This window comes from Frankia sp. CgJB1, assembly GCF_977947065.1.
Genome location: NZ_CDWTNB010000131.1, coordinates 1 through 11,321, shown reverse-complemented (window position 1 = coordinate 11,321; position 11,321 = coordinate 1). Strand labels below are relative to the sequence as shown.

Sequence of the window (11,321 nt, the reverse complement as noted above, 5' to 3'; positions counted from 1 at the left end):
GGGTCGGGACTGCCGCTGGTGCTGCTCGGCCGGGCGCACGCCGGCGGCCTGGCGGTCGCCGCCGTGGACGCCCGCGGCGGGACCCAGGTCCTTGCGCAGAACGGCTTCCCGCCGGGCGCCGAGGACGCCGTCGTGCTGCGTGAGGACTCCGGCGGGTCCGGTGGCGAAGGCCCGGGCGGAGATCGGCTCGGCCGGGCCGTGCTGACCTACCCGGCCGAACGGTCGATCCTGGTCGTCGAGGTGACCAGGGGCGAGGATGGCCTGTCCATCGACGCAGTCGTCACCCGCGACCAGTTGCCCGCCTGGACACACGCGGTGCCGATGCGGCTGGCGGGCAGCAGCGGTCCCGTGCTCCTGCTGTACCACCGGACGACCGGCTCGCTGTCCGTGCTGGCGGTCGAGGGCTCCCTGCCGGCGGTGGACGGCCCCAGCCTGGGCCGCTGGACGCACCTGGCTCCGGTGGCGGCGCCGGGCGGCGGCCACGACGACGTGCTCTGCTACGACAGCGTGAGCGGCGACCTCCACCTGCTCGCCCTTCGTCGCTACGACAGCGTGAGCGGCGACCTCCACCTGCTCGCCCTTCGTCTCCGGCCGGACGACCGTGGGCTGGAGGTCACCGTCCGCTGGAAGCGGCCGGGGTGGCGGCCGGGGCTCACCCTGCTGGCCGCGCTGCCCGGCGACCAGGTGCTGGGCGTCGACCGGGATGCCGGCCGGGTGGAGCTGTGGTCGTCGTTCGCCGACGGTGTGCCGGTGCTCGCGGCGTACCACCAGGTGGGACGGCGGAGCGTGACCCACCTCGCGGCACTCTCCGGCGTTGACTCTCCGCAGAGCCCTGCCGTGTTGGCCTATGACCGCGCCCGCGCAACGGCGACCGTGTGGCCGGACCTCGGTCCGGGCGGCATGGTCCGACGCCCGGACACCCCATGGGAGGAGGCGTCGCCCTCCGCCGCGGTGAACGCCGGTCTCGGCGACGGTGTGGGCCGCTCCGCGCTTGACCTGGCCCTGGACGAGGCGCTGAGGGCGTGGCAGGCGGCTGGGCACCCGCCGTGGCAGGTGGTTCGGGGCAGCGAGCAGCGCGGGTCCTGGGAAGCCGTCGCGGCACCCGGCCTGGTCGCGGTGCTGACCGGGGCCGGGCTCGCGGTGGCCACCCCGGAGTCGGACTTCGCCGCGCAGGCCGCATCCGTCCCGGACTCCGAGGTCGCGACGCTGCGCATCGACCTGTCGATCGGGGCGCTCTGGCGTGCCGGCGACGGGGCACGGGAGGCCCTCGACCTGGTGCAGGCGCTCGCCGGGCACGGGCTGGCCGCGGCCGTGGCGATAGCGGTGCTGGAGACCAACCACGTCCTGGTCGTGGTGTCCACCCGCGGCCTGCCGCTGGGCGGCCTCAACCTGTCCGGCCGGCGGACCTCCGGCGTCAGCTGGCACGCGCTGCCGGTGACCGGGCTGCCGGCCGCGATCGACTCCGGCGGCTCCGCGGCGATGGTGCGCCCGGCCGGCACCGGGATCACGCTGCTGGTCACCCTCGCCTACCGGAGCAGCGAGCTGGCCGACCCGTACCAGGTACGGCTGGAACTGCCGGCCGGCGCGACGCTGAACCTGGACCAGTACGAGTTCCTGATGAACGTGGTCGAGCGGACCGTGCCGGCCGGGATCCAGGCGAACACGTTCGCGATCCGGCGCCGCCACCTCGACGTGGACGGCGACGGGACCGCCGACCCGCTGCCGGTGACCCGCTGCCGGTGACCACGGCCCGGGTGTTCCGCCGCTTCCGCCGGACCGGCGTCCGCCGCGGGTGACCGGATCCGGCGCGGGTGAACGTCGAGGAGGTCTTCAACCCCTTCGGCCGGCCGGGCCGGGCCCGTGGACCCCGGCCGGGCCTGCACGCGGCGCTGACCGCGCTGCTGTGGGACTCCCCGCGGCTGGTGCTGGTGCACGGGCGGCCCGTCGCCGGCAAGTCGTCGCTGGTGGAGGAGGTCCTGCTCGACCTTGGCTGCTCGGCGGTGACGACCACCTGCGACCGGCGGTGGACGGCGGCTGAGCACCTGCTGGACGCGGCGGTCTCGCTGGCCGGTCTGGGCGCCGCGCCGGACGGCTGGGACGCCGTGACCCGGGCGGTGGCGCCGATGGGCGTGCGTGACTACCTGGACAACCTGCCGGGACGGCGCCGTGCCGGCATCCCGGGTGTGCCGGTGGGCCGGCTGGTGGGGCATCTAGGCCGGGCCGGCCACGCCTGGGTGCTCGACGACGTGCACAAGCTGCCCGCGGACGGCTGGCAGGCGGTGCTGGCCGCCGTTCCGGGCGGTCCGGGTCCGGTGGTGATCGCGGTAGGCACGGCGGCACCGGCCTGGCCGGGTGCCAGGCCGAGCGGTGCTGGGCCGAGCGGCGTCCCCGCCCTCGCGGTGCCACCGTTGTCCGCACCGGAGATCGAGGTCGGGCTGAAGGCCGGCTTCGCCGCCCTGGGCTTGGTCGTGCTGGCAGCCGTGGTGGCGGCGTGGGCTGCCGACCCCGGACTCGGGGCGGCGCGCTGCCAGGCGTTGGCCTACCAGGTTGCGCTGGCTGTGGGTGCCCATGCCCGGCCGCCGGGCGCGCCGGCGCGGACCGCCGTCGGCGCGGACCGCCGTCGGCGAGGACCTCTGTGCCGCGGTCACCGAACGGTTCCGCGGCACGTGGACGTTGCGGTGAGGACCGGGCGCTCCCAGGCCCGGCGGGAAGGTGGACCCGTCAGTCCGGCCGGAAGGTGGACCCGTCCAACGACAGGAAGCTGCCGTGGGTGCTGCGGGCGACCACGGCGCCGGTGTCGAGGACGTCGATGCGCGTGGTGCCCGCGGAGCTGAAGACGCTGAAGATCTGCCGGGTGCTCGGCCGGTAGCCGGGTGGCAAGGTGAAGATCAGTGACGCGGCGACGGTGGCCTCCGCACCACCGGTCAGCGCCCCGCGCAGGTGGACCACGCCGGACCGGTCCTTCAGGTAGCCGGGCGGGTTGAATTGCAGGTCGTCGGTGGTGGTGGCGCGCCGCCAGGTGCCGGCCAGCGGCGGCGTGGTCCAGGCCTCGCTGAACGGGGTGTCGAGCCGGCGCAGCTCGGTACGGATCTCGCCGAGCAGGTCGTGCAGGTCCGCCCGGACCCGGGCCAGCTCGGTCAGCGACACGCGGCCGTCGGCGCTCAGCCCGTCCAGGTCGCTCTCGATCCGGTGGAAGCGGAGGTTGAACCCCTCCTCGGCTCCGTTCCGCTCGGCCTGCACCGTGCTGACGCCGTCAAACCAGTCCTGGTGGTGGAAGCTGCGCGTGAACCTCGGCACCACGTTGGGGTCCTCGCGCGGGAACTCGGTCGTGTAGTCGAAGACCACCTGCGCCTCCACGCTCTCGTGATCCAACCTGTCGGTTCGCACGATACCGAGCCGGCCATGGTGATCAGGCCCAAATGACGGCCCGGGTCCGAGTCGCAACAGCCGAAGGTGTCCGGCAGCCGACGAGGGCAGGTCCCGCTCGACAGGCTCAGGCGCCGCGCCGCCCGAGTAATGTGATCTTGGGTTACCTGCGCTCTGGTGGATGCGTTCGACGACAACGACGGGTGGGCGATGGCAACGGCGTTCGACGGGTGGGAGGCCGGCGCCACAGTCCGGGTCCTGCCACAGATTTTCCACGTGTTCGGCGTCGGGTCCGTGCCGATGGCCGACGGCCGGGTGCTGGTCTTCGCGAGCGTTGCCGCACCAGGTACCGAGTTGGTGAGATTGACCCCGCAGGGGCAGTCGGCGGGGCAACCGATCAGTCTGGAGCCGGACGACTTCGTCGGCACCGTCACGCCGCTCGTCCTGCCCGACGGGCGCCGGATGGTGGCCACCGGGACCGCTGTGAACGTCGAGGACGGCCCGCACGAGAGCCACACCGAGTCGCACATCCGCCTGTGGGCCGCTGACACCGGCCAGCAGGTGGGGCCGACCGTGCCCGGTCAGGGGCGGTGTATGACGCAGCTCAACCTTGCTGACGGCTGGCGGCTGCTGATCTTCGGCGAGGACGAGGGATCGGTCGTCCTGCTGGACCTGCCCGCCCTGTCCGTCGTCGCCCGGCTGCCGTGGCACCCCTTGGACCAGTTCGACTTGCTGAGGTGCCTGAGCGTCGTTCACCTGGACGGCAGGGCTCACCTGGTCATGGCCAGTGCCTTCGGCGCCCTGCGACTGTGGAGCATGGACTGGCTGACCGACGAGCACGCCCACATGACCGAGGTTGCGCGTGACGCCGGGGCGGAGCTGGGGGCGGCGGTGGTGGTGCCGGGTGCCGACGGCCAGCCGCTGCTGGCCCACAGCTTCGGCCGTCTCGTGGTGTTACGGGACGTGCGAACCCTCGATCCCGTCGGGCTGCCGCGCGTCCTGCCTGGCGGCGTTCGTGAGCTGGCCGCGCTGCCGCTGCGGGACGGGCGGACGCTGCTCGCGGCCGGCATCGACGGGGGGGGGGGGACATCGTGCTGTGGGATCTTGCCAGTGGCCAGCAGGTCGGCCCCCCACCCGCCGGCCACGAGTCCGGTGTCACCGCGCTGGCCGCGGTCCCGATGCCGGACGGGCGCTCGATGCTGGCGTCTGGCTCCGTCGACAGCACGGTGCGGTTGTGGACGCCGGAACGGTCGGCGCCGGTCGCGCAGACCGTGACCGGCCACGCGGGTCCGGTGCTGGCGCTCGCCGCGGTGGGCGGGCTCGCCGGCGGGAATGCATTGCTGGCCTCGGCCGGCCAGGACCGTTCAGTGCGGCTGTGGAGGGCTGACGGCGAGCCGGTGGGTGAGCCGCTGCTGGGTCACACCGGGGCGGTGTTGTCGGTCGCGGCCCCACCCGGCAGCGCGACGACCGGTCCGCTGGTGGTCTCGGGGAGTGGGGACCGGACGGTGCGCCGGTGGGACCCGGTGACCGGGATGGCGGTCGGGGCGCCGCTGACGGGCCATTCGGGGGCCGTGCGGGCGGTGACGGCCGGCGGGCAGCCCGGTCAGCCGCTGGTGGTCTCGGCCGGTGTCGACGCGACGGTGCGGCGGTGGGACGCGGCGACCGGGCAGCCGGTCGGCCAGCCCCTGCGCGGCCACGAGGGTGCTGTGCTCGCGGTCGTCACGCTCGTCGCCGGCGTCCCGATGATCGCTTCAGGCGGCGACGACGGCACCGTCCGGTTGTGGAATCTCCTGACCGGCGCGGCGCTCGGGCGGCCGCTGACCGGGCATAACGGTGCGGTACGCGCCCTGGCCGCGCTGGTGGTCGCCGGTCGGCCGGCTGCTGGTCTCCGGCGGAGACGACGCGGCTGTGCGGCTGTGGGACCCGGTGGCGGCCACCGCGGTCGGAGAGTTGCGGGGTCACACCGCCGGTGTGCGGGCGGTGGCGGCCCTCGCCGGCGGTGGGGAGCCGCTGGTGGCGTCTGGAGGGGACGACCGGTCCATCCGGCTCTGGGACCCGGTGTCGCATACCCAGGTGGGTGCCGCGCTCGTCGACCACACTGACGGAGTTCGTGCGCTGGCATCCCTGCGGCTGGCGGACGGCAGCGAGAAGCTCGCGTCGGCCGGCGCCGACGCCACCGTCAAGCTGTGGACCTTCTGACCCGGCGGGCCGGGCGGCAAGGCCGGCCCGTGGCACGGCGGATGGGTGCCACCTCCTGGCATGGGGAAGGCTCCCGGTGCTGCTGGTCGGGTCCTTACGGGGACCGGGCCGGCGGGGTTACCGAGAGCTGCGGGGCCGACGGTTGACCTTGTCGCCCCGGTGACGGGGTGGGTCTAGGGGACGGTGCCATGTGCCACATGTTCGCGATGAGCAGTGGGCGCAAGCGGGTGAGCGCGACGTTCTGGCTGCTGGACGCCACGGACAGCCCGCGGGGGCGGGACGTCCGCCCGCCCGACGGGGCCGGCCTGGGCACGTTCGACGGGGACGGCGAGCCGTACCTGGCGAAACAGCCGATCGCGGGCCGCGCTGACACCGCCTTCGCGCGGGAGGCCCGCAACGTCGAGTCCACGACCTTCGTCGCGCATGTCCGCCATGCGTCCACCGGCGCGGTCGACCTCCGCAACACCCACCCGTTCGTCCAGGACGGCCGGATCTTCGCCCACAACGGGGTGATTGAGAACCTGGAGGCGCTGGACCTCGAGACCGCCCGTGACCAGCTCGTCAAGGCCGCCGGGGTCATCGAGGACAGCGTCATCGATCTGGTCGGGAAGATCGGCCGTGCCGTCCTGGCCCGGCCGATGCCCGACCGGCGACTACGGGTCAGCCCCCGCGTCGTCAAACGCGCGATCTCCGTCTACGCCGCCAACACCGCCAGAGGCCGGATCCATGGCCACAGCTACAAGGCCACCCTCAGCATCGAGATCGTCACCGACGAAGCCTGGACAGCGGCGACCGCCGCCTAACGCCGATTTTCACGCAGGAGGTTCGGGGCAACCTCGTCAGGCGAAGTCGAAGTGCAGGGTCCGCCTGCTCCACCACGGGATGACCGTGTCGGGGATCAGCGGGGCTTGGGGTCAGGGGGCCTGGAATCCCGCGTTGGTCAGTACGGTGCTCGCCTTGTCGGACAGGATGAAGTTGACGAACGCGGTGGCGCCGGCGGCGTTGGGCGCGTTCTTCAGCGCGACGATCGGGTAGTCGTTGATCGCCTTGGCGGATTCGGGGAACTCGACGCCGTCCACCTTGCCCGCCGACGCCTTGACGTCCGTGCGGTAGACCAGCGCGGCGTCGATCTCACCGAGGGTGACCTTCGACAGTGCGGACTTGACGTCCTGCTCCAGGGTGACCGGGGTCAGGTTCACCCCGGCGGCGGCGAGCGTCTTCTTCGCGGCGGCTCCGCAGGGCACCTGCTCGGCGCACAGCGCGGCCTTCACCCCCGGCCTGGTCAGGGCGGGCAGGTCGGTGATGCCCTTCGGGTTGCCCTTCGGTACGGCGATGACGAGCTGGTTGCGGACGAAGACCTTGGGCGCGCCGACGTTGTCGCCGGCGTCGGTGACGGTCTTCATCGTGGCCGGGCTCGCCGCGGCGAACACGTCGGCCGGGGCGCCGGAGGTGATCTGCTGGGCCAGCTGCGAGCTGCCGGCGAAGGAGAAGGTCACCTTCGATCCGGGGTTCGCGGCCTCGAAGTCCTTGCCGAGCTGGGTGAACGACCTCGTCAGCGAGGCGGCGGCGAGCACCGTGACGGTCCCCCGCACTCCGCTCGCGGCGCTGCTGGCCGTGGCGGAGGGCGTCGCCGCAGCGCCGCCGTCGCTGCCACATCCGGCGGTCGCGAGAAGCCCGGCGCCGAGTACCGCCAGGGCTGCCGTCTTCATCCTGCGAAATCTCACGTGTCCCGTTCCTCCACCCATTCACCCGTTGTCCTGTTTCCGTAGCCGCGGACCCTGTCGCTGAGATAATCCGCAGATGCGAAACTCTGTGCATGATAGTTCCGCATCTGCACGGTGAACAGGCGGGTTGTTCCGTAGTGTGCCGATGCGCGGCCGGGGCCTGCGCCACGGCGACCGGAGCCCCGCTCGGCGGGCGGTGTTGAGAGCGGTGCCGAGGGCAGGGTCGAGAGCGGTGCCGAGCCGGTTGAGCCGGTCGTGCTCCTCGGGCAAGCCGCGGGGATGGCAGGCCGGGTTACGGCGGGCTGGGTTACGGCAGGACGTGGAAGGTCCGGTCGTGGTAGATGAGCGGGGACGCCTCCGGGTCGGTGTCCGCCTCAAGGACCTGGCCGATGATGAGGAAGTGGTCCCCGGCCTCGACGGGTGGCCGGGCGGAGCAGCGCAGCCACGCCCGTCCCCCGTCGAGCAGGGGCTCGCCGGTCGGCAGCCTGGTCCAGCGGGTCGGCGAGGCGAACCGGTCGATCCCGCTGCGGGCGAAACGCCGGGCGACCTCCTCCTGCTGGGAGGACAACAGGTTCACCATGAAGGTCTCCGCGACCCGCATATGGGGCCACGACGAGGCACCGGAGGAGATGGCGAAGACCACCATCGGCGGTTCGGCGGACAGCGACGCGAGCGAGGTCGCGGTGAAGCCGACGGGTCCCGTGCCCGCGTCGGCGGTGATGACGGCCACGCCGGCCGGATGGCCGCGGAAGACGGTTCGGAACAGGTCGCCGTCGACGGCGCGCGCCCTGAGCGGACCCTGGGTCTGGCGAAGCGAGGCCGTCATGCTGGATGCTCCCGAGGTTCAGGCGACGAGTGAGGGCTCAGGTGACGAGCGCGCCGACGCCTTCCCGCCTCGGCGGATCAATCCTGCCGGGTGGGTCGTGGCGCGGTGGTCTGCTTCCCGCCTTCCGGTTCCGGTGCTGCCGTCGGCCGATGATCCACAGTACGGCGCGAGCTGCCGACGAGACGAACGACCGAAGAGACCGAAGAGTCAGTCACCCGGAGGACATCAGTTACCGGGGGAACAGAGGTCGCTGTCGTTGTGACCGAAGTCGACGTGGTGGCGACGGCACAGCCGCGGCTGGTCGCGACCGGTTACATAACCGGACACCTGCGCGTCCGCCGTGTTCCACCGGGTCGCCGTGTCCCGCCGGGTGCAGTGCACCTTTCTACACTAAATCTATCCCAATGGTCGGTCAACGGGCCGATCAGACCACAGCCGGGCGCCGGACCGGAGGGGCGCCGCGGGTCGCCGTGCGGGTTTCGAACCAGCGGGCCAGGAACCGGGTGGACACGTAGGCCAGGGCGGCGGTCTGCGCTACCCCGACGAGGGTGCACCGGGTCGTCCGGGTGAGCCCCGCCGTCCCGACGGGCCCGCGCGTCAGCCGTCGGCGAGGGATCTCCGGTCCCGGCGCAGGGGATGATCGGGCGGGATCTCCACGACCACGATCGGGACGCCGTCCGGATCCTCGATCCACATCTCGTCGAGTCCCCACGGCTCACGCCGCGGCTCCCGGGTGATGACGACACCCGCCGCGTTCAACCGGGCGTGTTCGGCCGCCAGGTCACGCACCTGCAGCCAGAGCCGCGCCGTCCCCACCGGTTCCCCGCCCGCGCCCACCGGCCGTGCCGGGCGCGGCGAGCGCCCGGACACCTCCAGCAGGCCCTGGCCGAGGAAGAACACCAGCCCGGGTTCCTCCGGCGGCCCGAATTCGCGGTAGACCGCCAGCCCGAGGGTCTCGCGGTAGAAGCGGTGACTGCGTTGCGGATCCGTGGGCCGGAGCAGGATGCGGCTGCTGAGAACCTCCACCCGGCCAGTCTGCCCCGTCCGCGGACCGCCGTCGTCGACCACCGGGGGCGGTGACGGGGAGCAGGCCGCGGTCGGCTCCGGTTCCCCACGAGCGCGCGCAACGCGTTGACGGCCGTCCAGGTCCGGCGTCAACCGCCGCGCAGCGTCCTGGTAATCCCGGCGGCGACCGTCGTCGCGAGCGCCCAACCGGCGGCGATGAGGAAGTAGGCGAACCAGACCGTCGCGCCGCGCGGGGTGAAGTGCTGCTCCTGCCCGAAGTCGATGAGGGGCAGCAGCAGGTCGAGGGTGTAGACGGGGGCGTGGAAGGCCGACGCGGCGGTGTCGTCGACCGGCGCCGGCGGCCGTAGGTCGAACAGCACGCTGCTGGCCACCACCAGAAGCGCGATCCACGAGGCGGCCCGCACCGGGCGGAATCCGTATCCCACGAGCAGGTCCTGCAGGTGGCTCCATATCTTCGCCGCCGGCGCCAGAGTCTCGCGTCGATGCCGTTGTTTCGCGAGCAGAACCATCCGTGCGTCGGCGTCGTGGCCGTGCGCCCGGTAAGTGGCCGCGAGCTGTTCGTACACCTGCGGCCGGTAGCCGCTGGGGTCGAGGCGCAGCCACCGCCGCCGCTCGTCGCCTTCCCCGAACGTACCGAGGCTGTCGTAGCGCAGCCCGTCGAGGCGCAGCACGGCGGGCCAGGTCGCCGGATCGTCGCGCAGCAGGCCGATCACGCCGTGGCTGAGATCCACGGCTCCCCGAGGCACCGCTGCCGGGAGAAGTACCAGCTCCCGGGTCGTGAGGTGGTGGGCGTTCAACGCGATCGAGCCGCTGTTGCCGGCGCTGTTGCCGGCACCGTGGCCTGGGCCGCAGTCAGGGCCATGGTCAGGGCCGCGGTCAGGGCTGTCGTCGCCGGGGCGCGCGCCGTCCAGGCGGGCTCCCTCCAGGCAGACCCGGCTGCCCACCTCGGCGTAGGCGATGCTCACGGTCCCTTGGGCGTGGAACCCCTCACAGCAGTTGAGCATTGCGGCGACCTTCAGGTCGAATGCCGCCAGCGCGGTGCCCGTGGGACTGCTCAGGTGGGCTCCCTCCAACCGCACCGATCCGCCCACGACAGCGTTGTTCAGCCTCAGCTCCCCGTCGCAGCGCAGGGCCGACAGGTACCGGCCGTCCGGTGAGGGGCCACCGAGGAGGTCGTCCTCGACGTGCAGCCGGGTTGCGTCGAGGGCGGAGCCGGGGCCCTCGAAGCGGGCGCCGGAGAGCAGCAGCGCTCCGTTGATCCGGGTGCCGACCAGGATAACCGGTCCGCGGGACCGGCAGTCGAAGAGCCGGAGGTTGCCCTCGATGACGGCGTTCGACGCGAGGATTCCGCGGAAGTGCGTACCGGTGAGATCGAGCTGGCGGGTTCTCGCCCCGTACAGATTCACCCGATGGTCGAAGACGCAGTCCCGCAGCCGGACCGGACATCCAAGGACGCTGTGGGAGAGGTCGAGCTCGCCGACGATCCGGGCGCGGGTGAGGCGCAGCGCCGCCGACGGCCCAGGCTCGCCGTCGTCCGTCCCGAGCAGCAGATCGCGCAGGACGACCGTCCGGACAACCCGGTCCGCCAGATCCACCCGGCGTCCCAGCGCAAAAGCATCCCGGATCTCCTGCTCGACGACGGTGAATTCCCGGGTGGTCACCGCCCGGCCGTCGCCCGACCGACGTGCGCCGAGTCGAGCAGGCCGGGGTCGGGGGAGACTCGGTGTGGCGCGCATCGAAGCGGCGTCGGGTCCATGCGCGAGGTTCGGGCCGGCATAGTGCCCATAATTGCCGGCTTCCTTGTCCTGCGGCAGGCTTTGGCGTCCGATGAGGTCCGGCCGGCTACCTGCCGCGATACCCGTGAGATGACACGCCCGTGGGATGTTGTCGGGGGTGTGGAGGATGCTCGGCAGGCCGGTCCGCGCCCAGGTTCCCACGGCCCGGTCGTTCCCGCTCCCGGCGGGGGGAGGTGTCCCTGCGCCGCGCGCCGTCTGGAAGGTGTGTCCCGCGTTGGCCGTCACCGAGCACGAACAGCGTTCGTCGCCTGCGTTCCTGGATGCTGGCGGGCACCGACCGGGCACAGCGGCATGCCGGCCCGCATGCCGCGCCGTCCGGCGAGCACAGGCTGCACCCGTGGTGGCGGGTGATGTGCCTGACCGGTGTCGACTACTTCTCCACGC

General features: G+C 72.8%; 11 protein-coding genes and 1 pseudogene. 6 read left to right on the top strand and 6 right to left on the bottom strand.

Annotation, left to right across the window (positions count from 1 at the left end; genetic code table 11):
- Window positions 1-1,743: hypothetical protein (locus AC08OT_RS14695; RefSeq protein ID WP_476602925.1), on the top strand; the 1,743-nt coding region annotated here is incomplete at its 5' end.
- A 68-nt stretch (window positions 1,744-1,811) separates the two neighbouring features.
- Window positions 1,812-2,834, top strand: a complete 1,023-nt coding sequence (locus AC08OT_RS14690) for an ATP-binding protein (protein ID WP_476602924.1) — start codon at window positions 1,812-1,814, stop codon at window positions 2,832-2,834.
- Here the strand turns inward: AC08OT_RS14690 and AC08OT_RS14685 are convergent.
- Window positions 2,722-3,387, bottom strand: a complete 666-nt coding sequence (locus AC08OT_RS14685; RefSeq protein WP_476602923.1) for a hypothetical protein — start codon at window positions 3,385-3,387, stop codon at window positions 2,722-2,724. The two genes, AC08OT_RS14690 and AC08OT_RS14685, sit on opposite strands and share 113 nt — an antisense overlap.
- A 156-nt stretch (window positions 3,388-3,543) precedes the next feature.
- Here AC08OT_RS14685 and AC08OT_RS14680 point away from each other — a divergent pair, with 156 nt between their 5' ends.
- From AC08OT_RS14680 to AC08OT_RS14665, 4 genes and pseudogenes are all read left to right on the top strand, one after another.
- On the top strand, window positions 3,544-4,641 hold the full coding sequence (locus tag AC08OT_RS14680; RefSeq protein ID WP_476602922.1) for a WD40 repeat domain-containing protein: 1,098 nt from the start codon (window positions 3,544-3,546) through the stop codon (window positions 4,639-4,641).
- Window positions 4,545-5,141, top strand: a pseudogene (locus AC08OT_RS14675) (WD40 repeat domain-containing protein); the annotation flags it as partial. The gene AC08OT_RS14680 and the pseudogene AC08OT_RS14675, both read left to right, overlap by 97 nt.
- A 58-nt stretch (window positions 5,142-5,199) precedes the next feature.
- The gene (locus AC08OT_RS14670) at window positions 5,200-5,565 is read left to right on the top strand and encodes a WD40 repeat domain-containing protein (protein WP_476594040.1); all 366 of its coding nucleotides are present in this window, start codon (window positions 5,200-5,202) and stop codon (window positions 5,563-5,565) included.
- 188 nt (window positions 5,566-5,753) lie between these two features.
- Window positions 5,754-6,368 carry a class II glutamine amidotransferase gene (locus AC08OT_RS14665; protein WP_476594041.1) on the top strand — a complete coding sequence of 205 codons (615 nt, stop codon included), beginning with the start codon at window positions 5,754-5,756 and terminating at the stop codon, window positions 6,366-6,368.
- A gap of 111 nt (window positions 6,369-6,479) precedes the next feature.
- Here the strand turns inward: AC08OT_RS14665 and modA are convergent, their stop codons facing one another.
- From modA to AC08OT_RS14640, 5 genes are all read right to left on the bottom strand, one after another.
- Complete coding sequence (gene modA, locus AC08OT_RS14660; RefSeq protein ID WP_476602921.1) at window positions 6,480-7,274, bottom strand: molybdate ABC transporter substrate-binding protein; 795 nt, start codon at window positions 7,272-7,274, stop codon at window positions 6,480-6,482.
- A 322-nt stretch (window positions 7,275-7,596) separates the two neighbouring features.
- Window positions 7,597-8,115: a flavin reductase family protein gene (locus AC08OT_RS14655; RefSeq protein WP_476594527.1), complete on the bottom strand. Its 519-nt coding sequence runs from the start codon at window positions 8,113-8,115 to the stop codon at window positions 7,597-7,599.
- A gap of 225 nt (window positions 8,116-8,340) precedes the next feature.
- On the bottom strand, window positions 8,341-8,496 hold the full coding sequence (locus AC08OT_RS14650; protein WP_462202678.1) for a hypothetical protein: 156 nt from the start codon (window positions 8,494-8,496) through the stop codon (window positions 8,341-8,343).
- Window positions 8,497-8,712: 216 nt separating this feature from the next.
- The gene (locus AC08OT_RS14645; RefSeq protein WP_462187028.1) at window positions 8,713-9,141 is read right to left on the bottom strand and encodes a VOC family protein; all 429 of its coding nucleotides are present in this window, start codon (window positions 9,139-9,141) and stop codon (window positions 8,713-8,715) included.
- 128 nt (window positions 9,142-9,269) lie between these two features.
- On the bottom strand, window positions 9,270-11,078 hold the full coding sequence (locus tag AC08OT_RS14640) for a hypothetical protein (protein WP_476594526.1): 1,809 nt from the start codon (window positions 11,076-11,078) through the stop codon (window positions 9,270-9,272).
- Window positions 11,079-11,321: the final 243 nt, after the last annotated feature.